This window comes from Pseudarthrobacter sp. 1G09, from assembly GCF_050038305.1.
Lineage (GTDB): Bacteria > Actinomycetota > Actinomycetes > Actinomycetales > Micrococcaceae > Arthrobacter > Arthrobacter equi.
Genome location: NZ_CP188306.1, coordinates 1,463,149 through 1,486,852 on the forward strand (window position 1 = coordinate 1,463,149; position 23,704 = coordinate 1,486,852).

24 protein-coding genes are annotated in these 23,704 nt (G+C 65.6%); 11 read left to right on the forward strand and 13 right to left on the reverse strand.

Annotation, left to right across the window (positions count from 1 at the left end):
* Positions 1–29: 29 nt before the first annotated feature.
* From ACP3TD_RS06850 to ACP3TD_RS06865, 4 genes are read right to left on the reverse strand one after another with little or no spacing between them, the layout of a single operon-like run.
* The gene (locus ACP3TD_RS06850) at positions 30–803 is read right to left on the reverse strand and encodes an ABC transporter ATP-binding protein (protein WP_377202557.1); all 774 of its coding nucleotides are present in this window, start codon (positions 801–803) and stop codon (positions 30–32) included.
* Complete coding sequence (locus ACP3TD_RS06855; RefSeq protein ID WP_426767144.1) at positions 800–1,849, reverse strand: ABC transporter ATP-binding protein; 1,050 nt, start codon at positions 1,847–1,849, stop codon at positions 800–802. Before ACP3TD_RS06855 ends, ACP3TD_RS06850 begins: the two co-directional genes overlap by 4 nt.
* Positions 1,850–1,899: 50 nt before the next feature.
* Positions 1,900–2,868 carry a branched-chain amino acid ABC transporter permease gene (locus ACP3TD_RS06860; protein ID WP_268158588.1) on the reverse strand — a complete coding sequence of 323 codons (969 nt, stop codon included), beginning with the start codon at positions 2,866–2,868 and terminating at the stop codon, positions 1,900–1,902.
* Positions 2,869–2,877: 9 nt separating this feature from the next.
* On the reverse strand, positions 2,878–4,161 hold the full coding sequence (locus tag ACP3TD_RS06865) for a branched-chain amino acid ABC transporter permease (protein WP_426766338.1): 1,284 nt from the start codon (positions 4,159–4,161) through the stop codon (positions 2,878–2,880).
* Positions 4,162–4,621: 460 nt separating this feature from the next.
* Here ACP3TD_RS06865 and ACP3TD_RS06870 point away from each other — a divergent pair, with 460 nt between their 5' ends.
* Positions 4,622–5,521, forward strand: a complete 900-nt coding sequence (locus ACP3TD_RS06870) for a Bax inhibitor-1/YccA family membrane protein (protein ID WP_426766340.1) — start codon at positions 4,622–4,624, stop codon at positions 5,519–5,521.
* A gap of 111 nt (positions 5,522–5,632) precedes the next feature.
* On the opposite strand, the gene galK is transcribed toward ACP3TD_RS06870, so the two are convergent.
* Complete coding sequence (galK, locus tag ACP3TD_RS06875) at positions 5,633–6,820, reverse strand: galactokinase (protein WP_426766342.1); 1,188 nt, start codon at positions 6,818–6,820, stop codon at positions 5,633–5,635.
* Positions 6,817–7,965, reverse strand: coding sequence for a galactose-1-phosphate uridylyltransferase (gene galT, locus ACP3TD_RS06880; RefSeq protein ID WP_426766344.1), 1,149 nt, complete (start codon positions 7,963–7,965; stop codon positions 6,817–6,819). The genes galK and galT overlap by 4 nt, the downstream gene beginning before the upstream one ends.
* 100 nt (positions 7,966–8,065) lie before the next feature.
* Here galT and ACP3TD_RS06885 point away from each other — a divergent pair, with 100 nt between their 5' ends.
* From ACP3TD_RS06885 to ACP3TD_RS06900, 4 genes are read left to right on the forward strand one after another with little or no spacing between them, the layout of a single operon-like run.
* A complete protein-coding gene (locus ACP3TD_RS06885; RefSeq protein ID WP_426766346.1) occupies positions 8,066–9,025 on the forward strand; it encodes an aldose 1-epimerase family protein in 960 nt (319 codons plus the stop codon).
* A gap of 9 nt (positions 9,026–9,034) precedes the next feature.
* The gene (locus ACP3TD_RS06890) at positions 9,035–10,360 is read left to right on the forward strand and encodes an AI-2E family transporter (protein WP_426766347.1); all 1,326 of its coding nucleotides are present in this window, start codon (positions 9,035–9,037) and stop codon (positions 10,358–10,360) included.
* A gap of 3 nt (positions 10,361–10,363) precedes the next feature.
* Positions 10,364–11,602, forward strand: a complete 1,239-nt coding sequence (ilvA, locus tag ACP3TD_RS06895) for a threonine ammonia-lyase (protein WP_426766349.1) — start codon at positions 10,364–10,366, stop codon at positions 11,600–11,602.
* A 20-nt stretch (positions 11,603–11,622) separates the two neighbouring features.
* Positions 11,623–12,246, forward strand: a complete 624-nt coding sequence (locus ACP3TD_RS06900; RefSeq protein WP_426767145.1) for a rhomboid family intramembrane serine protease — start codon at positions 11,623–11,625, stop codon at positions 12,244–12,246.
* A gap of 74 nt (positions 12,247–12,320) precedes the next feature.
* On the opposite strand, the gene greA is transcribed toward ACP3TD_RS06900, so the two are convergent.
* Both greA and ACP3TD_RS06910 read right to left on the reverse strand, forming a co-directional pair.
* Complete coding sequence (gene greA, locus ACP3TD_RS06905; protein WP_091718961.1) at positions 12,321–12,815, reverse strand: transcription elongation factor GreA; 495 nt, start codon at positions 12,813–12,815, stop codon at positions 12,321–12,323.
* A 143-nt stretch (positions 12,816–12,958) separates the two neighbouring features.
* The gene (locus tag ACP3TD_RS06910) at positions 12,959–13,435 is read right to left on the reverse strand and encodes a DUF4307 domain-containing protein (RefSeq protein WP_426766351.1); all 477 of its coding nucleotides are present in this window, start codon (positions 13,433–13,435) and stop codon (positions 12,959–12,961) included.
* Positions 13,436–13,561: 126 nt separating this feature from the next.
* Here ACP3TD_RS06910 and mca point away from each other — a divergent pair, with 126 nt between their 5' ends.
* Together mca and ACP3TD_RS06920 are read left to right on the forward strand one after the other, a co-directional pair.
* Entirely contained in the window at positions 13,562–14,467 is a 906-nt protein-coding gene (gene mca / locus ACP3TD_RS06915) for a mycothiol conjugate amidase Mca (RefSeq protein WP_426766352.1), read from the forward strand.
* A 97-nt stretch (positions 14,468–14,564) separates the two neighbouring features.
* Complete coding sequence (locus ACP3TD_RS06920; protein ID WP_426766353.1) at positions 14,565–14,900, forward strand: hypothetical protein; 336 nt, start codon at positions 14,565–14,567, stop codon at positions 14,898–14,900.
* A gap of 35 nt (positions 14,901–14,935) precedes the next feature.
* Here ACP3TD_RS06920 and trhA read toward each other — a convergent pair whose 3' ends face one another.
* Positions 14,936–15,577 (reverse strand): PAQR family membrane homeostasis protein TrhA, encoded by a 642-nt coding sequence (gene trhA / locus ACP3TD_RS06925; protein ID WP_426767146.1) that lies wholly within the window; start codon positions 15,575–15,577, stop codon positions 14,936–14,938.
* A 251-nt stretch (positions 15,578–15,828) separates the two neighbouring features.
* Here trhA and ACP3TD_RS06930 point away from each other — a divergent pair, with 251 nt between their 5' ends.
* Positions 15,829–16,590, forward strand: coding sequence for an isoprenyl transferase (locus ACP3TD_RS06930; protein ID WP_426767147.1), 762 nt, complete (start codon positions 15,829–15,831; stop codon positions 16,588–16,590).
* Positions 16,591–16,828: 238 nt separating this feature from the next.
* Positions 16,829–18,247, forward strand: a complete 1,419-nt coding sequence (locus ACP3TD_RS06935; RefSeq protein WP_426766354.1) for a PhoH family protein — start codon at positions 16,829–16,831, stop codon at positions 18,245–18,247.
* A 234-nt stretch (positions 18,248–18,481) separates the two neighbouring features.
* On the opposite strand, the gene ACP3TD_RS06940 is transcribed toward ACP3TD_RS06935, so the two are convergent.
* Complete coding sequence (locus ACP3TD_RS06940) at positions 18,482–19,129, reverse strand: GNAT family N-acetyltransferase (RefSeq protein ID WP_426766356.1); 648 nt, start codon at positions 19,127–19,129, stop codon at positions 18,482–18,484.
* A gap of 41 nt (positions 19,130–19,170) precedes the next feature.
* Positions 19,171–19,965: a hypothetical protein gene (locus ACP3TD_RS06945; RefSeq protein ID WP_426766357.1), complete on the reverse strand. Its 795-nt coding sequence runs from the start codon at positions 19,963–19,965 to the stop codon at positions 19,171–19,173.
* Between the two features lie 59 nt (positions 19,966–20,024).
* Between ACP3TD_RS06945 and ACP3TD_RS06950 the strand changes: the two genes are divergently transcribed.
* Positions 20,025–20,585, forward strand: a complete 561-nt coding sequence (locus ACP3TD_RS06950; RefSeq protein ID WP_091718973.1) for a prepilin peptidase — start codon at positions 20,025–20,027, stop codon at positions 20,583–20,585.
* Between the two features lie 47 nt (positions 20,586–20,632).
* Positions 20,633–21,103 (forward strand): NUDIX hydrolase, encoded by a 471-nt coding sequence (locus ACP3TD_RS06955; protein ID WP_261620604.1) that lies wholly within the window; start codon positions 20,633–20,635, stop codon positions 21,101–21,103.
* Positions 21,104–21,230: 127 nt separating this feature from the next.
* Here the strand turns inward: ACP3TD_RS06955 and ACP3TD_RS06960 are convergent, their stop codons facing one another.
* Positions 21,231–22,934 (reverse strand): MDR family MFS transporter, encoded by a 1,704-nt coding sequence (locus tag ACP3TD_RS06960; RefSeq protein WP_426766360.1) that lies wholly within the window; start codon positions 22,932–22,934, stop codon positions 21,231–21,233.
* On the reverse strand, positions 22,931–23,602 hold the full coding sequence (locus ACP3TD_RS06965; protein ID WP_426766362.1) for a TetR/AcrR family transcriptional regulator: 672 nt from the start codon (positions 23,600–23,602) through the stop codon (positions 22,931–22,933). The genes ACP3TD_RS06960 and ACP3TD_RS06965 overlap by 4 nt, the downstream gene beginning before the upstream one ends.
* Between the last annotated feature and the right edge of the window lie 102 nt (positions 23,603–23,704).

A 23,704-nucleotide genomic window follows, 5' to 3' on the forward strand; every position in this document is an offset into this window, starting at 1 on the left:
CGGGGGCTTCTTGGTGTTTGGTTTCCGGCCTACTCGACGGTGTCCGCCAGGGTGCCCAGGTACAGCTGGATCACCTTGGGGTCCTTCATCAGCTCCCGGCCGGTACCTGTGTACGCGTCCCGGCCCTGGTCCAGCACATAACCGCGGTCGCAGATCTGCAGGCAGCGGCGGGCGTTCTGTTCCACCATGATCACCGAGACGCCGGCACGGTTGATTTCATGGACGCGGAGGAAGGTCTCATCCTGCTTGACGGGGGAGAGCCCGGCTGAGGGCTCGTCCAGCAGCAGGACTGCGGGATCCATCATCAGCGCGCGGCCCATGGCCACCATCTGGCGCTCGCCGCCGGACAGGGAACCGGCCCGCTGGGCGCGGCGCTTCCCGAGTTCCGGAAAGAGCCCTGTGACAAAGTCGAACCGCTGGGCAAAGTCCTTGGGCCGCTGGAACATGCCCATCTGGAGGTTTTCTTCGATAGTGAGGGCTGCAAACACGTTGTTGGTCTGCGGGACGAAACCGACGCCGCGGGTCACCAGCTTGTTGGCCTTCAGCCCGGTAATGTCCTGGCCGCGGACCACCACGGTGCCGGAGTGGACCTTCACCAGGCCAAACATGGCCTTGAGGAGGGTCGACTTGCCGGCGCCGTTGGGGCCGATTATGCCGATCAGCTCGCCCTTCCGGGCTTCAATGCTGCAGCCGTTCAGGATGTTGACGCCCGGAATGTATCCGGCCACGAGGTCGGTGACTTTGACGACTGCTTCGCCGTCGTCCACGGGCTGGGCGGCCGGTGCCGCGCTGGTGCTGCTCATTGGCTGTCCCTATCTGTCCGGCCGTTCCCATCGGTTTCGGCGTCCCTGTGCGCGCGCCTGCCGCGTTGCCCGTCGCTTGGCGACGGTTCCTCCGGACTGCCCGTCCCGGCCTCGTCCCCGACGACGTCCAGGGAGATGATTCCGGCGTTATCGGTGCCGACGATGGATTCGTCGTCCGCCACGAGTTCGGCAGCGAGCTCCTTGATGCCCTCTGCGTCACCCAGGTCGACGTCGTGGTGGGCGCCGAGGTAGGCGTCGATGACGGCGGGGTTTTTCATGACCTCCCCGGGCGGGCCTTCGGCGACAACCTTGCCCTCCGCCATGACCACCACCCAGTCCGCGATGTGCCGGACCATGTGCATGTCGTGTTCAACGAACAGGACGGTCATGCCGTCGGCCTTCAGGTTCTTGATGTGGTCCAGCAGGGACTGAGTCAGTGCCGGGTTGACGCCGGCCATTGGTTCGTCGAGCATCACCAGCTTGGGCCGCACCATGAGGGAGCGTGCCATCTCCAGGAGCTTGCGCTGTCCGCCGGAAAGCGACGCGGCGTAGTCATCCTTCTTGGCGTCAAGTTTGAACTTCTCCAGCAGGACATCGGCCTGGGCTGTGATCTCCTTTTCCCGGCCGCCCCAGATGCCCTTGAACAGGGCCTTGGCGAGGCTTTCGCCGGGCTGGTTGGACGCTCCCAGCCTCATGTTTTCCATGACTGTCAGCTTGCCCATCACCTTGGTGAGCTGGAACGTGCGGACCATGCCCATGCGGGCCACCTTGTAGGGCGATACCCCCGCGAGGCTGTGGCCCTCAAACTGCCACTTCCCGGTGTTGGGGGTATCGAAACCGGTCAACAGGTTGAAGAGGGTGGTCTTGCCGGCCCCGTTGGGGCCGATCAGTGCGGTGATCTTGTGCCGCGGGATCTCCAGGTAGTCCACATCCACGGCGTTGATGCCGCCGAAGCTGCGGGTGACGTTCTCCGCCACCACGATCGGGTCCCGCTTCTTGCAGCCCGGCCCGGTTTCACCCGCTGCGATGGGGCGGCTGTCGGTCATGTAATCCGGGGCGGCGGCACCGGAGGTTTCAGGGTTTTCATTGTGGATGCTCACGCGAACGCCAACTCCTTCTTGTTTCCGAAGACGCCCTGCGGCCTGAAGATCATCAAGAGCATCAGGGCCACGCCCACCAGGATGTAGCGCAGCTGACCGGCCTGGACGGTGTTCAGCCACGTAACGGCACCGGACTCAATGAGGCCGTAGAGGATGCCCTGTGTCAGGGAGAGGACCACCCAGAAGATCATTGCCCCGATGACCGGGCCAAGGACCGTGCCCAGGCCACCCAGCAGGAGGCACGTGTAGAGGAAGAACGTCAGTTCGGTGCCGTAGTTGGCAGGCTGCACGGCACCGCGGGGCAGCGTGAAGATCATGCCCGCCAGGGCGCCGAGGATGCCGCCAATAACGAGCGCCTGCATCTTGTAGGCGTAGACGTTTTTGCCCAGGGACCGGACGGCGTTCTCGTCCTCGCGGATGCCCTTCAGCACCCGGCCCCACGGGCTGCGCATCAGCAGCCACACAAGGGTGCAGCAGATTGCCACCAGGGCCCAGCCCACCACGCGGATGAAGAAGTCGCGGTTGTTCATGCCGAAGTATGAGCCCTCAGGGAACGGGTTCATGGCGTAGAAACTGCCTTCAAACGCCGCGAGGCCGTTGGCGGAACCGGTGACCGCAGTGAGCTGGTTGGTTGTGACGATGTAGCGCACGATTTCCGCGGCGGCGATGGTTACGATGGCCAGGTAGTCCGCCCGGAGCCGGAGGGTGGGGATGCCGAGCAGCAGTGCAAAGACTGCGGAGGCCGCAATGGCGATGAGCAGGCCCACGAAGAACGGGACGCCGAAGGTCAGGGTGGAGATCGCGAACCCGTACGCGCCCACGGCCATGAAGCCGGCCTGGCCGAAGTTCAGCAGGCCCGAATAGCCGAAGTGGACGGCGAGCCCAAGGGCAGCCATGGCGTAGGCGGCCGTGGTGGGGCTGAAGATTTCGCCGGCGGCGCTGGAAAGAATGAAGCCAAAATCCATGTCTGTTTCCTAACCCACGCGCTCGCGGCGGCCCAGGATGCCCTGCGGCCGGAACAAGAGGACAACGATCATGATGAACAAAGCTCCCACGTACTTGAGGTCGGCAGCGAGGCCGAACACGGTGGTCAGCTCCACGAAGATGCCGACGATGATGGAACCGATCAGGGCGCCGAAGACGGTTCCCAGGCCGCCGAGGGTCACACCGGCGAAGATGAGCAGCAGGATGGCCGAGCCCATGTCGAAGGTGACGCCCGGGCGGTAGTAGGCCCAGAGGATGCCGCCAAGGGAAGCGAGCATGCCGCCGGTGATCCACACCAGCCGGATGACGGCGTCCACGTCGATGCCGGACGCGGCAGCCAGCGCGGGGTTGTCCGCCACTGCGCGGGTGGCCTTGCCAAGCCTTGTTTTCAGCAGCACGATGCCGATCAGGGCGATGACCACCGCGCTGATGCCCAGGGACCACAGGTTGTTCGGCGAGATGGAAACCGGGCCAATCTGGACCTCGGGGCTTTGGGCGTAAGGCAGCTGCTGGGTGGCGCCGCCGAAGTAGAACTGGATCACGTAGCGGACCGCGAGGGCCAGTCCGATGCTGACGATCATCATGGGCACCAGGCCCGTTCCGCGGCGGCGCAGTGGCCGCCAGAGCCCGCGGTCCTGGGCATAACCGAACAGGCCACCGCCCGCCAGTGACAGGATCAGGGACAGCCAGAAGGGAAGCCCAATGGCGTTGAAGCCGAAGACGAGGACCGCGCCAAGGGTCACCATCTCGCCGTGGGCGAAGTTGGTGAGGCCGGTGGTGCCGAAGATCAGGGACAGGCCAACCGATGCCAGGGCGAGTAGCAGGCCGAAGCTCAGTCCCGCCACCAGCCTGTTGAGCAGGTTCTGGCCGAAGTCCTGCTGCTGCACCACGATACCTTTGCCGAACGCGAAGATCACCGAGAGGTTGGAGGTCTGGCTGAACGTTACGTCGCGGGGATTGTCCTGGCCGTCGGCCAGCTTGATGCCCTCGGGAAGCGTGGATTCATCCAGTTCCACCGTGTAGGTGCCTTGCTCCGGCACGCCGATGTTCCAGGCGCCGTTGGCTGATGACTTGGCAGTGCCGGTGAAATCGCCCTTCTTCGCCGTGATGGTCACGTCCGCCAGGGGTGCGCGGGTGTCATCGCGGAGGAACCCGCTGATGTTGTTCTGGAAGGTCTGATTCGACGGGGATGGTGTCGGTGACGGGGAAGCGGCCTGGCTCGCCGGTCCGGCCACCAGGAGGATTGCGAAGATGGAAGCGCCGATGGCTCCCATCAGTCTCAGCAAACCGAGGCGCCTTCCGGCCCGCTGGCCTTGGGGTGTACTTCTCAAATTGATAACCTCCACTTGGGGGCGGTCTAGGCCGCGCCATTGCAGCCGCTGCGAACGGTCGCAGGGTGGGGAAAAATGCCATGACGCCCGACACCCACAAGTGTGAGTTCCGTCACCCTGCTTGGCTTATGCTACAGCGCATCAGAACCGGTGAATGCCGTGGTTCAGGCCATATTGGTAGCGATCGGATAACAACTGCGGGGCCTGCGGCTGCGATATGGCGCGGATCGTGGGAAACAACCTTTGTTGAGTGGGGGTGTCTCCAGGGACGCGGCCTCTCCACCGGCAGGTCACGGTTGTATTGCAAGGAAGGGCGGCGGGAACTTTAGGGGAGCCGGCTACGTGGGAATTGGTAGCGTAAACCTTAAGATCCATCACCCACCCAGCATGGAGGAATCCCGCAATGGCACTTGGCGGAAACCCGATCTTCAACGGAAAGAGCTTCCGTGGAGCCACCCAGGCACCGCCTGCCCCGCAGGCCTACGGCGGCGCCCCCTACGGCCAGCAGGCTTACGGCCAGCAGCCGAACGCCCAGGCACCCTACGGCCAGCAGACCTGGAACGCCCAGCCGCAGGGCATGACGGACAACCAGCTCCAGGACATGTACAACCAGCCGTCGGCGGGCCCGGCGGATACCGGCCGGATGACCTTCGATGACGTGATCGTCAAAACGGCGGCCTGCCTCGGCGTTCTCATCCTCGGCGCGGCAGTCACCCTGACCGTCGGCCTGGGGCTCGCGTCGATGCTCATGATCGTCGGCGCCCTCGGCGGCTTCGTCCTGGCACTCGTCAACACGTTCAAGAAGCAGCCTTCTCCTGCGCTGATCCTGGCCTACGCCGGCCTTGAGGGACTTTTCCTTGGCGGCCTGACCCGCATCCTCGATACCCAGTACCCGGGCGTCGGCCTGCAGGCAGTGGTGGGCACGCTCTCCGTGTTTGCCGTCACCCTGCTGCTGTTCAAGAGCGGCAAGGTCCGCGCCACCCCCAAAGCGATGCGCTTCTTCATGATCGCCCTTGGCGGTTACGCCCTGTTCTCAGTGGTTAACCTGGTCATGATGCTGACCGGCGTGACTCAGGAGCCCTTCGGCCTGCGCAGCGGCGTGATTGGCGTTGTTATCGGCCTGCTCGCCATCGGCCTCGCCGCTTTCTCGCTGATCATGGACTTCACCAGCATTGAAGCCGGCGTCCGCAGCGGCGCCCCGCAGCGCTTCTCCTGGACCGCGGCCTTCGGCCTCACGGTCACCCTGGTCTGGCTCTACGTGGAGATCATCCGCCTGCTGGCCATCCTCCGCGGCGACGACTAGCACCGACGGCGGCGGCCGCCGTCGTCCGAGTCCTTAAACGTTACAGGCCCACCTTCCGGTGGGCCTGTAACGTTTAACGACTTCCCCTTGACCGGCTGGCCGCGCAGGTTGCTAGGCAACCCGCATTGCGCCAGCCGCGGGGGAGACAGTGAAGATGTCAGGTGCGGCATAGCCAGCCTCGGCGAAAGCGCGGACGACGGCGGCACGCACCTTCTCTTCGGAAGCAACGGGGGTCAGCGCGATCGCCGCGCCCCCGAAACCGCCCCCGGTCATCCGCGCCCCGATGGCCCCGCTGGCGCGCGAGGCATCCACGGCCAGGTCAAGCTCCGGACAGGAGATTTCAAAGTCGTCCCGCATGGATGCGTGGCTGGCATCCAGCAGGCTGCCGATCGCGGCGGGCCCCTCGGCGGCCAGGCGTTCGACCGTCTGGAGCACGCGGTCGTTCTCCGTGACGACGTGGCGCACGCGGCGGAACGTCACTTCGTCCAGCAGCCCGCTGGCTTCCTCAAGGTCAGCCACCTGGACGTCGCGCAGCGCCTTGACGCCCATGACCTCGGCGCCGAGTTCGCAGGATGCGCGGCGCGAGGCGTACCCGCCGTCGGCGTGCGAGTGCGAGACCTTGGTGTCGATGACCAGCAGGATCAGCCCCGCGGGTTCCGTTTCGAACGGCACCAGGGTGGCGTTCTGGTCACGGCAATCCAGGAAGACCGCGTGGCCCTTGGCGCCGCGAAGGGAGGCGGACTGGTCCATGATGCCGGTGGGAGCCCCCACGAAGTCGTTTTCGGCGCGCTGCGTGGCCAGGACCATGTCCTCCGCTGCCAGGCCTGCGCCGGTGAGCTCGTTGAGGGCGGTGACCACCGCGCACTCGATCGCGTGCGACGAGGACAAGCCTGCGCCGAGCGGAACGTCCGAGTCCAGCAGCAGGTCGATTCCGGGAACGTCAATGCCGCGCCCGCGGAGGGCCCACATCACGCCGAGGGGATACTTGGTCCAGCCCTTCGCGGAGCCCGGCTCCAGGGCGTCGAGCGTGGTGGAAACCATGCCCTGGTCGCCGTACGTTGACAGCAGCCTCACGGTGGAATCCTGGCGGATGCCCACCGCTACCCGGGCAGTCCGGTCGATGGCGAACGGCAGCACGAAGCCCTCGTTGTAGTCAGTGTGTTCACCGATCAGGTTGACCCTGCCCGGTGCCCGCCAGACGCCTGCCGGGGCGGCGCCGAACTCCCGGGTGAAGCGGGCAGCCAGGTCCTGTGTGCCCGGGGTGGCTGAATCGGCGGTGGGGTGGGGTGCGGCGCTCAAGCGGGAACTCCTTGGGACGGAGCGGCCTCGGCGGCCGCAGTGGCAGGTGCCGGAACCGTTGCGCGCAGCCGCCCGGCCACGCTTTCCGGTGTGGTGTCGTTGATGAAGGCACCCATGGCTGCCTCGGATCCGGCAAGGTATTTCAGCTTATCCGCAGCGCGCCGGGGTGAGGTCAGCTGAAGGTGGAGGTAGCCGGAGGCGCGGAGTTCGGGCTCCAGCGGAGCCTGATGCCAGGCGGAGATGTACGGGGTGGGAGTGGGGTACAGGGCATCCAGGCGCTTCAGCAGGTCCAGGTAGACGTGCGCAAGCTCGTCCTTCTCCTCCCCGCTCAAGGCCGCCAGGTCCGGAACGTGGCGGTGGGGGACCAGGTGGATTTCAAGCGGCCAGCGGGCGGCGAAGGGGACGTAGGCGCTGAAGTTCTCGCCTTCCATAACCATCCGGCTGCCGTCCTGCCGTTCCGCCTTGAGGAGGGAGCCGGTCAGGGTTTCGCGGCCATCGTGCTTTTCGTAGTAGCGCAGGGCAGCCGAACCCAGCACGCCCGCCCGGGGAGTGACGTAGGGGTAGGCGTAGATCTGGCCGTGCGGGTGGTGGAGGGTGACGCCTATATCTGCGCCGCGGTTCTCGAAGGGAAACACCTGCTTGATGCCCGCCAGTGAGCTGAGCGCTTCCGTGCGCTGGGCCCAGGCCTCAATCACCGTCCGGGAGCGGGTTTCGCTGAGGGTGCTGAAGGAGCCCGTGTGCTCGGGCGTGAAGGACACCACCTCGCAGCGGCCGTAGGCCGGGCCCTTGGTTCCCCATGCAGCGTCTTCCGGGACCGGACCAAGGGCCGGGCCGAGGGACGGGAAACGGTTTTCGAAGACCACCACGTCATAGTCGGCGGCGGGAATCTCGGACGGGTTGTTAGGCGTTGTGGGGCAGATGGGGCACTGGTCCGCAGGCGGAAGGTGGGTGCGGGCCTGCCGGTGCGCCGCCACTGCAACCCATTCATCCGTGAGGGCATCGAAACGGACCTCTCCGGGCTCGCCCCGGGGCGGCAGGCCCCGCTGGTCGGCGGGCCCCGTTGCCCGCGCCGCATTGGTGCCCGGGTCATCGAAATAGATCAGCTCCCGGCCGTCGGAGAGTCTGGTGCTGGTGATCGCTGTCATGGAGATATTTTTGCATGTTCAACCAAAAAAGAATAGTTAAGAACAAAAAACAACATTTGCTGTTCTGTGCGACTGCTGGCGCCGCGGTACGTTAAAGCGCATGACCCAGTCTTCGTCCCAGGACGCATCCACCAGTCCGCACCTGCGCGCCTTTGCCTCAGGTCGCCAATACGAACTTCGCCGCGGCGACGCCGTGGCCGTCATTACCGAGCTCGCCGCCGGACTCCGCTCCTACAGCCGGGGCGGCGTGCTCCTGACCGAGACCTACGGCGACGATGTCATCCCGCCCGGCGGCGCAGGGATCACCCTGGCGCCCTGGGCCAACAGGGTGGAGGACGGCGCCTGGGTCCTTGACGGCAAAAAGCAGCAGTTGGACATCACCGAGGTATCCCGGAACAACGCCAGCCACGGCCTGCTCAGGAATGTGGGTTACACCCTGGTGGACGAATCGCCCTACTCCGTGTCCCTGGAAGCCACGGTCTTTCCGCAGCACGGGTACTCGTTCCTGGTGCGGCACCGCGTACGGTACGAGCTGACCGCAGACCTGGGCCTCGCGGTCCGCCAGAGCCTGACCAACCATTCCGCCGCAGCAGCACCGTTTGTCCTCGGCGCGCATCCCTACCTGCGGCTGGGAGATACACCGGCCGAGGAGCTGGTACTGACTGTCCAGGCCGACACCCAGCTCATCGCCGATGAACGGCTGATACCCCGCAGTTCCGCGCCCGTCGACGGCGACACCGACTTCCGCACCGGCCGCACCATCGGCGGCCTCAGCGTCGACGTCGCACTCACCGGCCTCGGGTATGAGGATGGAAGGGCCCGCCACGTGCTGGCGGGTCCGGACGGCCGCAGCGTCAGCCTCTGGCAGGACGAATCCTGCCAGTACGTCCACGTCTTCGTCAGCACGGTCTACCCCGGCCGGAGCCGTGCGCTCGCCGTAGAGCCGATGACCGGTCCGGCCAACGCCTTTAACTCCGGTGACGGCCTGCGCTGGCTCGAGCCGGGGGAGTCGTTCGCCATGGAGTGGGGAATCGACTACCACGCCGCCACGGGCGGTTAGAGTTTCCTTATGACGCCCAACGCGGACGACGCTACCCAGTCCAGGCCAGCTCCAGCCCCCGCCACGGCGGCTCCCCTCCGGGTCCTGACGGACCGTGAGCTGGACCGGGACATCCCGTACGGTGTGCGGATTGCCGCATCCTGGTCCTGGCGCCTGGGCCTCATCCTCCTGATGGCCGGCACGCTGATCTGGCTCCTGAGCCACATCACCTTCCTCATCATCCCGGTCATGGTGGCGGCGCTCCTCGCGGGGCTGCTGAGCCCGGTCACGGCTTGGTTGAAGCGGCGCGGGCTGCCCGCCGGCCTTGCGGTGGCCGCCACTGTCCTTGGCTTTATCGCAGTGATCTCCGGTGCGCTTGCCCTGGTCGGCCGGCAGTTGGTGATCGGCTTCGGCGAATTGTGGCAGCAGGCGCTCGAAGGAGTGCGCCAGGTCCAGACGTGGCTCTCCGACGGGCCGCTGCACCTGACGGCGGCCCAGATCGACCAGTACGTCAAGGAAGCCAGCGACGCACTGCAGAACAACAGCAGCAGCATCCTCAGCGGCGCCCTCTCGTTTGGCAGTACCGCCGGACACTTCGCCGCCGGATTGCTCCTCGCCCTGTTCATCCTCATTTTCTTCCTGCTGGAGGGAGACCGGATCTGGGCGTTCCTGGTTCGGCTGCTTCCGCGGCGGGCGCGGGCCGCCGCCTTCGGCGCCGGACGCAAGGGCTGGGCCTCCATGGTCAGCTACGCGCGCATCCAGATGTTCGTTGCCGCTGTGGATGCGATCGGCATCGGCGTGGGCGCCGCCATCATCGGTGTCCCGCTGGCTCTTCCCCTGGGCGTGCTGGTGTTCCTGGGTTCATTCATCCCGGTGGTGGGTGCCCTGGTGACCGGCGTGATTGCCGTCCTGCTCGCACTGGTTGCCAACGGCCCCGTGAATGCGCTGATCATGCTCGCCATCGTGCTTGCTGTCCAGCAGCTCGAAGGCCACATCCTGCAGCCGCTGGTCATGGGCAAGGCCGTTTCGCTCCACCCGGTAGCCGTCATCCTCAGCGTTGCCGCCGGTTCCTACCTTGCCGGCATCCCGGGTGCACTGTTTTCGGTACCCATCCTGGCCGTAGCAAACTCGGCCATTCGCTACATCGCGGCCAGAACATGGGAACATGAACAGGTGCCGGTGATTGCCGGGAGGCCCCTGACAGCTCCGGCCGGCGGGGACAACACCATTGAAGGCGTTGAACCGCCCAAGGACTTCGGCGGCGAACGGGACACGTCTGACGGCACCACAGCTGAACACCGCGGTGCCCACTCCGCATCCCCGCGGGGCGCCGGGAACGAACCAAGAGGAGAGTAGTACGTGAACATCCTGCAAACCCTTCCCGTCACGCTGGACGATGTCCTTGAGGCGCAGAAGCTGCTTGACGGGATTATTGCGCGCACTCCGGTGGAATCGTCCCGTGCGCTGGGCGCGCAGGTGGGCGGCGAGGTCTACTTCAAATGCGAGAACCTCCAGCGCGCAGGATCCTTCAAGGTCCGCGGCGCCTATGTCCGCATGGCCCGCCTGTCACCCGAAGAAAAGAAGCGCGGCGTCGTGGCAGCGTCCGCAGGCAACCACGCACAGGGCGTTGCCGTGGCAGCGAAAAGCCTGGGAATCAAGGCCCGCATCTACATGCCCCTCGGTGTTGCGCTGCCGAAGCTCGCAGCCACCCGCAGCCACGGTGCCGAAGTGATCCTGCACGGCCACAACGTGGACGAGGCATTGGCCGAAGCCCAGCGGTACAGCAACGAAACGGGGACGGTCTTCGTCCACCCCTTCGACAACGTTGATGTGGTGGCAGGCCAGGGCACTGTTGGCCTGGAGATCCTCGAGCAGATCCCCACGGTGGACACCGTCCTGATGGGCGTTGGCGGTGGCGGTCTCCTGGCCGGCGTCGCCGTCGCCATCAAAGCCCGGGCCAAGGAACTCGGCCGGGAAATCCGCATCATCGGGGTGCAGGCGGAAAACGCCGCGGCCTACCCTCCCTCCCTGGCCGCCGACGCCCTGGTGCCGCTGAAGAAGGTGTCCACCATGGCTGACGGCATCGCCGTGGGCCGGCCAGGGCAGCTGCCGTTCAGCATCATCCGCGAACTCGTGGACGATGTTGTGACGGTCAGCGAGGATTCGCTGGCCCGTGCGCTGATCTTCCTGCTGGAACGCGCCAAAATGGTGGTGGAGCCCGCCGGTGCCGTCGGCGTAGCAGCCCTCATGGACGGCAAGATCGAAAACCCGGGGACCACCGCCGTCGTACTGTCCGGCGGCAATATCGACCCCATGCTGATGCTTAAGGTCATCCAGCGTGGCCTGTCCGCAGCCGGACGTTACATGACGGTCCGCATGATGCTGGATGACCGTCCCGGCTCGCTGGCAACCATCGCCAGGATCATCGCCGAAAACGATGCCAACGTCACCGGCCTGGACCACACCCGAGTGGGTGGCTCCATCAGCATGGGCGACGTCTCCATCACCGTAAACCTGGAGACCAAGGGCCACCAGCACGGCGAGCAGGTCCTCAGCGCGCTGCGTGCCGAAGGATTCCAGCCCATCGTGGTGCACTAGGAGTACGCGTGGCTGGCCTCATGCGGAACGGGGACTTCCGGGAGCGGCAGACGACGGCGGCGCGCGCCAAGGGCGGGCTGCTCGTCCTGGGCGGGTTTGTGGCACTGCTCTTCGTCATTGAGCTGTTCAACACGCTGACGCTGGGGTCGCTGACGCGCACGTTCGGACTGCGGCCCCGGAGCGCTGATGGGCTCCTGGACATCTTCACGTTTCCGCTGCTGCATGCCAACCTGAACCACCTGCTCTCCAACAGCCTGCCGCTGATCATCTTTGGCTTCCTGGTGTTTCTCTCCGGGCTCCGGGTTTTCCTGACTGCCCTCGGGCTCAGCTGGCTGGGATCGGGAATCACCGTCTGGCTGATCGGCGACGGCGGGATCACCGTAGGCTCCTCAGGCCTCGTCTTCGGACTCTTTGCCTTCCTCCTGGTCCGCGGCTTCTTCAACCGCAGCTGGAAACAGATCCTCCTGGCCGTGGTCCTGTTCATGGGCTACGGCAGCATCCTGTTCGGCATGCTGCCCATCGTGTCCGGCTTCGTTTCCTGGCAGGCCCACCTGGGCGGAGCCGCCGGGGGAGTGGTGGCCGCACTGATCCTCCGCCCGCGTTCCGGCGCCGACCGGCAACGGGACCGCGCAATTCCCCTGTAGCTGCCGCCCAACAAGCTGAAACAACACAGCGCCTGCCGCCCTTGGGGCGGCAGGCGCTGTGGCAGCTAAGGAAACTAGGCTGCGTAAGGCTTCGCGGACAGGATTTCCACCGTGATGTCCTTGCCGTTGGGCGCAACGTAGCTCAGCGTCTCGCCTTCCTTGTGGCCCAGGATGGCAGAGCCCAGGGGGGACTTCTCGCTGAAGACGTCCAAGTCAGAGTCGCCGGCAATTTCACGGGATCCAAGCAGGAAGGTCTCTTCGTCCCCGGCAATCCGGGCCACTACGATCATGCCGGGCTCCACAATGCCGTCATCGGCGGGAGATTCACCCACGTGGGCGTCCCGAAGCAACACGGTCAGCTGGCGGATGCGGGCCTCGATCTTGCCCTGCTCTTCCTTGGCAGCGTGGTATCCGCCGTTCTCCTTGAGGTCGCCCTCCTGCCGGGCAGCTTCGATCTTCTGGACGATATCCGCCCGGCCGGGGCCGGAAAGGTGGTCCAGCTCTGCCTTCAGGCGGTCAAAAGCTTCCTGGGTAAGCCAGGCTGCAGCTGCGCTGTTGGTGGTAGACACGGACTTCTCCTCTAAATGGTCCTACATGCAAAAGACCCCGCCACGGTGGCCACTTGTGGAACAGCAACCAGCTCAGCGGGGTGAAGGTATTGATCCATTGTAGTCAAACCCCTGGATTTATCCCAACGAGCAAGCGGTCCACATCACACCTTCTGGCCGGATCCGTCCGTGGCCCAGCAGCTGTCCACAACGGCGGACACGGACAGCGACTCCGTGCGGACCATGACCCGCTGGGAAACCGTCCTGCCGCCGTCGGCCGTTCCCTCTGACCCCTCAGGGGCATCGGCAGGAATGTCCACCACCTTCCAGCCAACCACCGCATACTTGGAATCGAGGGCCTTCACGGCGCACTTGACGGGAGTGCCGGGCTCGCGGGTCACTTGGAAGTCCACCTCGGCCACAGTGGCATCCGGTGTGCTGTAACCCACGTCCTTGAAGGTCACCGAGGACAACGAGTTAGACGTTGAGACCCATGCCAGGAAACCGATACCGACGGCGAGGGCCCCGCCCGCGATGGCGCGCTTGACGGCGGGCGTCAGGCTGCGCTTTTGGCCACCATATCGATTGGCTAGGCTAGTGTCTGCGGGCGCGGATGGGGCCGACTGGTCCGGGGAAGTCACCAGACCAGTTTAGTGCCCATCCCGTGGTGGCCAATTGCACCGTCCATGGCGGTGTTTTCCGTCCGCCCGCATACCGCCACAACCCCGCACCGCCACAAACCAAGAAGAATCAGGAGCCGTCCTTCCATGACAGCGTCCAGCACCTCCCCGGCACCGCTTCGGCTGCTCGCAGTGCATGCCCACCCGGATGACGAATCCAGCAAGGGTGCTGCCACGATGGCCATGTACGCTGCCGCCGGCGTAGAGGTCATGGTGGCCACCTGCACCGACGGATCCCGCGGCGACATCCAGAACCCCGCCGTGGAAGGCGAACCGCATCCCAAGCGGGACATGGCAGGCGCCCGGCGCCTGGAGATGGACAGGGCAGCAAAGATCCTTGGCATCCGGCAGCGCTGGCTCGGTTTCGTGGACTCGGGGCTGCCCGAAGGTGACCCCCTTCCGCCGCTTCCGGCTGGTTCCTTCGCCACGCTGCCGCTGCACCATGCCGCGGCGCCCCTGGTGCGGCTGGTCCGGTCCTTTAAACCGCACGTCATCCTCTCCTATGACGAGAACGGTGGCTACCCCCACCCGGACCACATCATGGCGCACAAAGTGGCAGTGGAAGCGTTCGATGCCGCAGGGGACGCCAATAAGTACCCTGAAGCGGGGGAGCCATGGGAACCCGGCAAGCTGTACTATGACCGTGCCTTCAGCCCGGAACGCTTCCGCGCACTGCATTTCGCGCTCGAGGAAGCCGGGTTGCAGTCGCCGTATGCGGAACGCCTCGCAGCGTGGCTGGAGTCCGACGCCGAGGGGCATACTCCGCCGCCCGCAACACATGCCACCACCACCCAGGTGGATTGTGGAGACTTTTTCGAGGTGCGCGACGACGCCCTTCGGGCCCACCGTACGCAGGTGGATCCCCTGGGCTTCTTCTTCGCCGTATCAGCGGACATGCAGCGGCGGGCCTGGCCATGGGAGGACTATTCCCTGATCAAGTCCCGGGTCTCCTCCGAACTGCCCGAGACGGACCTGTTTGCCGGGCTAAGATAGAAGCGGCAGCGATTTCTATGCCGCGTAGAAGTTAGCCTCCGGCGCTTCGGGCACGACATATGTCCGGCTGCAACCCGATCCCTTGAAGGTATTACACGTGCAAAACTTGCTCCTCAGCCTGGCCACCACCCCCACGCCGATGCCCACTCCAACCCTGCGCGACGGGATCACGGAGGACCAGGTAACGCCCGGCCTGCTGGGCTTTATCATGACCGCCTTTTTTGTCGTGGCCACGGCGCTGCTCATCGTGGACATGGTCCGCCGGATCCGGCGCGTCCGGTACCGGGCACAGGTCGAGGAGGAGCGCATCGCAGCTGCTGCCGAAGCGGACATTGTGGCGGAGGAAGCCCGCGAGGATGCCACGGCTCCGCAGGAAGCCCGGGACACCAAGGGAAACGGCTACAGCCAGGGCAGCTCGCTGCCGCGGGAGTAGGCCCTTCCCCCCACGGACCCTTGCGGGGGTTGCGGTCAGCCCAGGACGGCTATGGCGATGGCCGTGAAATGGGCGGCGAACGCAAAGACCGTGAAGGCGTGGAAGAGCTCGTGGAAGCCGAAGTGGTTGTAGCTGAAGTTCGGCTTCTTCAGCGCGTAGAACACGGCTCCGGCGATGTAGAGCGCGCCGCCCACGCAGATGAGGACGGCTGCTGGAAGGCTCGCCTGGAAAAACTGCGGCAAGTAGAACAGTGCGCCGCATCCCAGCGCAATGTAGATGGGCACGTACAGCCAGCGCGGCGCATCAGTCCACAGGAGCCGGAACAACACCCCCAGGATGGCGCCGGACCAGATGATCCAGAGCAGGAGGACGGCCTGCTGCCGTTCCAGCAGGGTCCAGGCCAGTGGCGTGTAGCTGCCGGCGATGACCAGCATGATGTTGGTGTGGTCGAGTCGCTTCAAAACCCGCTTCACCAGCGGTGACCAGTTGCCGCGGTGGTACACGGCGCTGACGCCAAACAGCAGCACACCGGTGGCGGCGTAGATGGCCGAGGTGATTTTGCGGTCGGCGGTGGGCGCCAGGACCACCAGGACGATACCCGCGGCCAAGGCAAACGGGGCCGCCACGGTGTGGATCCAGCCGCGCCACTTGGGCTTGATCATCAGCAGCTCAGCCAGCCTGATGGCGGCATCGTCAACCGGAGAGTTTCCTGGCGGAGTGGGCTTTTCATCCTCCGGTTGCGGCGTGCGCGGAGCCTCGGAAGAGTCGCTGTTCATAAGTCCAGAATAACCTACGTTCCGGTAAGTTACTCATCGGTAACTGGGTGTTTGCGACCCCGCGCCGGGGCCCCTTCGACCGGCATGCGCCGCCCGGGCGGTAGCCTAGGATGTGCAAGTACGAACAGCGAGGAAGTCAGGTGAGTGGACGCGTGGAGTTGCCCGGGTTCCTCTACGGCTATTACGAGCGGCGGCTGCTCAAGGACCTCTCCCGGGACCGCATCCCACGGCACATCGGTGTAATGGTGGACGGGAACCGCCGCTGGGCCAAGCAGTTCAATGCACCGACAAGCCAGGGCCACCAAGCGGGCGCGGATAAGATTCATGAGTTCCTGGGCTGGTGCCAGGAGCTCGGCGTCAAAGTGGTAACGCTGTACATGTTGTCCACGGACAACATGAACAGGTCCAGTGAGGAACTGGACCTCCTCATGGGCATCATTGCCAACACCCTGGACCGGCTGGACGAGGACGAGAACATTTCCGTCCATGCCATGGGGGCGCCGGAACTGCTTCCCGGCTACCTTGCCGAGCGCCTGAACAAACTGACGGCACGGACGCCTGTCCACGAAAAGATCCATGTCAACGTGGCTGTGGGATACGGCGGTCGCCGCGAGATCGTGGATGCAGTCCGTGAGCTTCTGCACGACGCCGTGGCCAAGGGTGCCGACATCAACCAGCTTGCCGATGAACTCAGCGTGGATGACATCTCGCGGTACCTTTACACCCGCGGCCAGCCCGACCCGGACCTGGTCATCCGTACCTCCGGCGAGCAGCGGCTCTCCGGCTTCCTCATGTGGCAGAGCGCCTACAGCGAGTTCTATTTCTGCGAGGCACTCTGGCCGGCGTTCCGCAAGGTCGACTTCCTGCGGGCACTGCGTGACTACGCGGGCCGGCAACGGCGCTACGGCGCCTGACACTCCCGGTTCACCCGGAGTTCACAACACCGCAACAGGAATCGCCGCGTAATGGTTGCGGAAATGCCGGGGGGTGGATTTACGTTATATCCATCAGCAGGCAAACCGCCGGCTGATCGGGGAGGCCAGTACATGGAGCGAAACATCGCACCAGTTGTATGGGAGGCCGGACCCGGCCTCCTGGCCGAGCCGCCTCACCAATAACAAGGCCGGGCTGGGGCCCGGGGCTGGAGTCGATGTGGCTACTTCTGAAAAACTGCATGAGGTCCTTTCAGACCAGGCAGGAACAGCTACCTCTCGCACTGTGCGAGCCACTGAAAAAACCGGCGCGGCAACTGATGCTGCGGCCGGTTTTGCCGTCTCCGGAAGGGATTCCCTGATCCACACCTTCGTGATCGACACCTCCGTCCTCCTCTCGGACCCCCGGGCGCTGCTGCGGTTCGCAGAACACGAAGTCATCGTCCCCATCGTGGTGATCACCGAGCTGGAAGCAAAGCGCCACGACCCCGAACTTGGCTACTTTGCCCGCACGGCGCTGCGGCTCCTCGACGACCTGAGGGTCAAGCACGGCGGCTTGAACCAGCCGATCCCCATCGGGGACGACGGCGGCACCCTCACGGTGGAGCTCAACCACATCTCCGCCGAGGTGCTTCCGCTCGGGTTCCGCAGCGGTGACAACGACAGCCGCATCCTCGCCGTCGCGAAGAACCTCGCCAACGAAGGCAAGGACGTCACCGTCGTGTCCAAGGACCTGCCGATGCGCGTCAAAGCCTCGGCCATGGGGCTGACGGCGGACGAGTACCGCAACGAGCTGGTCAAGGACTCCGGCTGGACCGGGGTGGCCGAGGTCGAAGCCAATGAGGAGGAGATCTCCACCCTCTACGGCCACGAACCGGTGTTCATCCCCGCGGCCGCGGAACTGCCGGTCAACACCGGGCTGGTCCTGCTGTCCAACCGGGGTTCCGCCTTGGGCAGGGTGGGCGCGGACAAGCAGGTGCGCCTGGTCAAGGGCGACCGGGACGTGTTCGGGCTCCATGGCAGGTCCGCCGAGCAGCGGCTGGCCATCGACATGCTGATGGACCCTTCGGTCGGCATCGTCTCCATCGGCGGGCGGGCCGGCACCGGCAAGTCGGCCCTGGCCCTGTGTGCGGGCCTCGAAGCGGTCCTGGAACGCCGGGAGCACCGCAAGGTCATCGTGTTCCGCCCTCTCTACGCCGTGGGCGGCCAGGAACTCGGCTACCTGCCCGGCTCCGAGTCCGAGAAGATGAACCCGTGGGCCCAGGCCGTCTTCGACACGCTGGGCGCGCTGGTCAGCCAGGAAGTGGTGGAGGAAGTCATGGACCGCGGAATGCTTGAGGTCATGCCCCTCACCCACATCCGCGGCCGTTCCCTGCACGACGCATTCGTCATCGTGGACGAGGCCCAGTCCCTCGAAAAGAACGTCCTGCTGACAGTCATGAGCCGCATCGGCCAGAACTCGAAGATCGTGCTCACCCACGACGTCGCCCAGCGCGACAACCTCCGCGTCGGCCGCCACGACGGGGTCGCCGCCGTCGTCGAAACCCTGAAAGGACACCCGCTCTTCGGCCACATCACCCTGACCCGCTCGGAAAGGTCCCCAATCGCCGCCCTGGTGACGGAACTCCTGGAAGGCTAAGGCGGGTGCGTGGGGCACCCTTCCTCTGCGTGCTGGCTCGTTCCTCGCCTTTGACGCACGCTGCCGGAAGGCTGCCCCACGCACAAGCGGGGTTACGGGCCTTCTCGTAGGAGCGCATCGCCGTAAGCGTCGTTCCGAGGGCCCCGAGGCGAGCTTGCGAGCCTTGGGAAGGAACCTACGCGCTAAGCGACTGAGAAGGACCGTGGCCCGGAGTACCCAGCCAAGGACAGGCACTCATCGCACGTCGAGGAACTTCGCTACAGCCTCGTGGCCTTCTACCTGCAGGGTCCAGTCGGGGCGCTTGAATGTTTCCGGGGTGAGGCGGACTTTTTGGACCGTCTCAATTTGAGTGCCCCACGCCTTGCGGGTGGTTCCGTTGGGTTCGTAGCCGAGGGTGCGGGAGACGCCGAGGGAGGCTGCGTTCCAGTCCGCGGCCTCGGATTCGGCTAAGTCTGCGCCCAGCCAGTCGAAGGCCCAGAGCACGACGGCGGCACGCATCTCTGCGCCCAGCCCCCGGCCCTGGGCGGACTGCTTGAGCCACGATCCGGTGGAGACGGTTTTCAACAGTGCGAAGTCCTTCGCGCCCACGTCCTGGCAGCCGATGAACTGCTCCTCGTGCCAGATGCCCAGGAGCAGTGTCCAGGACTCCGGGGTGCATTCGGCGCGGAGGCGCCACTGCCACTGGGCCATCCGCGGCCCCATTTCAGCCAGGGGAGCCTCTGCCCAGGCCGTGCTGAACGGGTTCCGGCCGGGTTCGTGGATGCCGCTGCGGGCTGCCTCGACGGCTGCCGGGATGTCCTGTTCGGTGACGGGCCGGAGCTCCAGCCGGGGAGTGGACAGTTTCAGGTCGTACAGCGGCCAGATGGAGCTCATGCTAATCATCCGCGAAGCCTAGCCGATGACGTGCACCTCTGCCTGTCGCGTCAGGCGGGCACGTCCCAGCTGATGTGGCGGCGGACGTCGGTGAGGTTCATCGACTCGGCGAGGAAGAGGTCGTCCAGCATGTATTCGTCGACGCCGAGGATCCGCAGCCAGTGTCCGTAGCTTTCGGTGTCGTGCTCCAGCGAACGGCTGGCCACGCAGACGCCCGTTCCAAGGTCCACCCGCACCAGGGAGCGGCCGGCAAGGCACAGGGGAGCCGCCGGATCCCAGGGCTGGTAGGCGGGAGTGGGCGCCACCACGGCCTCCAGGGCAGGCCTGCCCTCGTGGTCCACGGTGCGCACGTCCTCCACCTGTACCGGGTTGCTGCCCGGAAACTCCAGCGGCGCAGGGGAATTGCCGGCAAGCTCCACCGGGTCCAGTGCAGCGGAGAACCTTCCGTTGCCGAACCCGGGCTCACCGTAGGCCGCCTCCGGACGCCGTTTCACCAGTCCGGCCGCGCCGTACACAGGGGAGACCAGGTGGGGCGGGAGGAGCCAGGACTTGCGGGTGGAACTGACGTAGAGGCCATCCCGGGAATCGTTGATTCCCGTGGTGCTGTGGAGGACCAGTCCTTCGGGGCTCTCCAGCCGGAGCGCACCGGGCCGGCGCAGCCATGCCCGGACCAGGGAAGCTCCCGGAGCCGGTGCCGCGTCGAACGGCTCATCCCAGTACTCAAAGCGAAGCGACTGCCACTTCCACGGCGAAGACCGGCACAGGCTGCGGAACATGGCAGGGGGATCTGAGGGGGATGCGCCGCTGGCGGGGTCCGGGCGCCGCCGGGAATCCCAGGCTGACATATCCACAGTTTACGCGGACACGGTGGGGCGGGCAGGGGAATTCCAGTAGCATCCGAGGGGTGATCGGACGACTCGGCGACCTGTGGCTGGACACCCCCCTCGCCTTCTGGCTGGTGCTGGCGGCATGCCTCTACTTCGCGGTGATGGCAGTCCGCCTCACGGTGATCGATGTCCGCCACCACCTGCTGCCCAACCGGATCGTTTTCCCCTCCTATGGGGTGGCCGGGGTGCTCTTGCTCGCTGCGGTGGCTACGGTCCTGGTGGCAGGGGCGGACGCTGCGGCTGTGCCCGACGGCGGTGCCAGGCTTTTCGGCCTGCCCGGCGGCCGTGTCCTCGCCGGGGGAGCGGTGCTGTGGCTGTTCTACTTCGTCCTCCGCCTGGTGTATCCGCCCGGCATGGGATTTGGTGACGTGAAGCTCGCCGGTGTGCTGGGCATGTACCTGGGTTACCTCGGCTGGGGGCACGTGTTCGCCGGAACATTCGCGGCTTTCCTCCTGGGCGGCTTGTGGAGCCTCGGACTGCTCGCCACCCGCCGCGGCAGCCTCAAATCCGCCATTCCCTTCGGCCCGTTCATGCTGGCCGGCACCGCCGCCGTGATGCTGCTGCTGCCTGCCGCCTGACGCCACCGAAGGGTCTGGCCTCGCCCTGCGGCAGCTAGGCTGAAGCCATGGCAGCGCCTGAATTCATCCTCAAACTCCGTGAAAAAATCGGCCACGATCCCCTGTGGATTCCTGCAGTACGGGGTGTGGTGGTCAATGACGACGGGCATATCCTGCTGGGGCAGCGATCGGATAACGGCCGGTGGGCCCTGATTTCTGGTCTGTTGGATCCGGGGGAGCACCCGGGCCCCGGCCTGGTGCGGGAGATCTTCGAGGAGACCGCGGTGGTGGCAGAGACCGAGCGCATGGTTTCCGTCGGCGTCTCCGGTCCCGTCACCTTCCCCAACGGGGATGTGTGCGACTTCCTGGACATCGTGTTCCGGTGCCGCCACGTGTCCGGTGAGCCCCGGGTCAACGATGACGAATCCCTTGCCGTGGGCTGGTTCCCCCTCGACGGCCTGCCGGACATCCGGCCGCGGGACAGGGAGAGCATCGAACGGGCGCTGGCGCCCCATGACGCAGTCCATTACGAGCCCTGAAATTCGCGCCTCAACCCCGGCAGCCCGCTGACACGAACAGGGACGCCGCAACCCCCAAAGATTGCGGCGTCCCTGTTAGCCGATCCGCTGCACCGCACCGGGTGCGGCGGCGTGCGTACGACGGCGGTCAGCGGCCCTGCGAGACCAGCTCGCCGTCGTCGTCCTTTGCCATGGCCGCGTCGCTGGCGTCTACGGCTTCCCCGGCGGGAGCATGCTGCCCTGCGGAAACGCCGGGCAGGCCGGCGGCCAGCCGCTCAGCTTCCTCGCCGCCGACGGCTTCGCCGCGGGCCACCATGCCGGCCGTATCGGACAGCGGTATCTGCTTGAGGGTGATGGCCAACAGCAGGGCAATGGCGATGAACGGCACCAGGTACCAGAACACCGGGGCCAACGAGTCCGCGTAGGCGTTGACGATGGCGTCCCGCAGCTGTTCCGGAAGCTGGTTCATTGCCTGCGGGTCCAGGGTGCTGGTGGACTGCGATGCCTGCTCGGCAGATGCGCCCGCACCTGTGAAGGCGCTGGTCAGCGACTCGGACAGGCGGGTGGTGAACAGGGATCCGAAAATCGCCACGCCCATGGCGGCGCCCACCTCGCGGAAGTAGTTGTTGGTGCTGGTGGCGGTGCCGATCTGCTCCGCCGGCACGGAGTTCTGGACCACCAGGACCACTACCTGCATGATCAGGCCCAGCCCGGCGCCGAACACGAACAACTGCACGCAGATCACCCAGATGGGTGTGCTCGCGGCCAGGGTGGTCATCCAGAGCATGGCGGCCATCGTGAGCGCAGCGCCCAGGATGGGGAACATCTTGTACTTGCCCGTCTTGGAAATCCGGATGCCCGAGTAAATGGATGTACCCATCAGGCCGGCCATCATGGGAAGCATGAGCAGCCCGGACTCGGCGGCGGAGGTGCCGGAGGACATCTGCAGGAACGTGGGAACGAACGCGATGGCCGAGAACATGCCCAGGCCCAGGGTGAAGCCGATGGCGGTGGCGTTGATGAAGATGCGGTTGCGGAACAGGCTCAGCGGGATGATGGGGTCTTCCGCACGGCGCTCCACGAAGACGAACGCGGCGGCGGACACCAGCAGGCCGGTGCCGAAGGCCCAGGTAAGGGGTGAATCCCAGCCCTCGTCCTTCTTGCCACCGAAGTCGGTGAAGAAGATCAGGCAGGTGGTGGCGACGGAGAGCAGGACGACGCCCAGGACATCGATCCGCTTCTCAGCCTTCTTGTTCGGCAGCGTCAGGGCGAACCAGGCGATGGCGAACGCGGCCAGGCCAACGGGGATGTTGATGTAGAAGGCCCATTCCCAGGTGAGGTGGTCCACGAAGAAGCCGCCCAGAAGAGGACCGGCCACGGCGGACAGGCCGAAGATGGCGCCCAGCGGGCCCATGTACTTGCCGCGGTCCTTGGCCGGAACGATGTCGGCGATGATGGCCTGGGAAAGGATCATGAGTCCGCCACCGCCCAGACCCTGGATGGCGCGGAAGATGACGAAGCCCCAGAAGTCCGTGGCCAGGGCGCAGCCCAGCGAGGCGAGGGTGAACAGGGCGATGGCCACCAGGAACAGGTTGCGCCGCCCCAGGATGTCACCGAATTTCCCGTAGATGGGCATCACGATGGTGGTGGCCAGCAGGTAGGCCGTGGTAATCCAGGCCTGGTGCTCCACGCCGCCGAGCTTGCCCACGATGGTGGGCATTGCGGTGGAGACGATGGTCTGGTCGAGGCTGGACAGCAGCATTCCGGCGATCAGGGCCGAGAAGATGATCCAGATGCGTTTTTGGGTCAGCAGCAGGGGCCCTGCCGGCGGTGTGGCGGTTGCGGTACTCATGCGTTTCCTTCTGCTGCGGCGGTGGCCGTGCTGTCGAATGGTTGGGAGAAGAGGAGGCTTGCTGCCGAGATGTTTTCCAGCAGCAGCTCCGGGTAGCTGCGGGTGTTGCCGTCGGAGAAGTAGGCCATGCTGCTTTTGCGGGCGATGGTGCTGAGCAGCACCACGGCCATCTGCACCACGGGATGGTCCGGCGCCACCCCTTCACGCCGTGCAACGTCGCGGGCGAATTGCGCCTCGCGCTGTTCTGTCACCCCGATGATCCGCAGGATGAGTTGGGGCTCCTTCTTGACCACGGCGATCAGTTGACGGGTTTCCTCTTCGGAGGCCGACATGCCTTCGGCCAGCCGCAGGGAGAGTTTCACCAGGTCCTGGAACAGCGTGGGGGAGATGTCACCTGCGGCGGAGCCCGCGCCGCCGGCGACGAATTCTTCGATGACGTCCGCCGGAACGTCGTCCTCGGCGTGGCCAATGATGGCGTCTTCCTTGGTGGGGAAGTAGTTGAAGAAGGTCCGGCGTGAGATGCCGGCCGCTTCGCAGACTTCCTCCACGGTGTAGCCATTAAGGCCCCGCGCCGAGGTCAGGGCCCTGGCGGCGGCGGTGATGGCGGTCCGGGTGGCGGCCCGTTTGCGTTCCCGCAGGCCAGGATCGGAATTTGCACTATCAGTCACAGAGTAAAGTTTTGCACTAAGTCATCAATGGTGCAACTTTTATCTGAGGTCGCGCGGGAGGGGCTTAAAGAACGACGGCGGCCGCCCGCCTTCGCTGGGAAG

Coding starts and splice junctions, on each gene's coding strand:
- mca (WP_426766352.1), top strand. CDS start 13,562: ATGACAGCGTCCAGCACCTCCCCGGCACCGCTTCGGCTGCTCGCAGTG.
- ACP3TD_RS06945 (WP_426766357.1), bottom strand. CDS start 19,965: ATGTCAGCCTGGGATTCCCGGCGGCGCCCGGACCCCGCCAGCGGCGCA.
- ACP3TD_RS06940 (WP_426766356.1), bottom strand. CDS start 19,129: ATGATTAGCATGAGCTCCATCTGGCCGCTGTACGACCTGAAACTGTCC.
- ACP3TD_RS06850 (WP_377202557.1), bottom strand. CDS start 803: ATGAGCAGCACCAGCGCGGCACCGGCCGCCCAGCCCGTGGACGACGGC.
- ACP3TD_RS06900 (WP_426767145.1), top strand. CDS start 11,623: ATGCGGAACGGGGACTTCCGGGAGCGGCAGACGACGGCGGCGCGCGCC.
- ACP3TD_RS06865 (WP_426766338.1), bottom strand. CDS start 4,161: ATGGGAGCCATCGGCGCTTCCATCTTCGCAATCCTCCTGGTGGCCGGA.
- galT (WP_426766344.1), bottom strand. CDS start 7,965: ATGACAGCGATCACCAGCACCAGACTCTCCGACGGCCGGGAGCTGATC.
- ACP3TD_RS06860 (WP_268158588.1), bottom strand. CDS start 2,868: ATGGATTTTGGCTTCATTCTTTCCAGCGCCGCCGGCGAAATCTTCAGC.
- ACP3TD_RS06960 (WP_426766360.1), bottom strand. CDS start 22,934: ATGAGTACCGCAACCGCCACACCGCCGGCAGGGCCCCTGCTGCTGACC.
- ACP3TD_RS06885 (WP_426766346.1), top strand. CDS start 8,066: ATGACCCAGTCTTCGTCCCAGGACGCATCCACCAGTCCGCACCTGCGC.
- ACP3TD_RS06890 (WP_426766347.1), top strand. CDS start 9,035: ATGACGCCCAACGCGGACGACGCTACCCAGTCCAGGCCAGCTCCAGCC.
- ACP3TD_RS06855 (WP_426767144.1), bottom strand. CDS start 1,849: ATGACCGACAGCCGCCCCATCGCAGCGGGTGAAACCGGGCCGGGCTGC.
- ACP3TD_RS06955 (WP_261620604.1), top strand. CDS start 20,633: ATGGCAGCGCCTGAATTCATCCTCAAACTCCGTGAAAAAATCGGCCAC.
- ACP3TD_RS06870 (WP_426766340.1), top strand. CDS start 4,622: ATGGCACTTGGCGGAAACCCGATCTTCAACGGAAAGAGCTTCCGTGGA.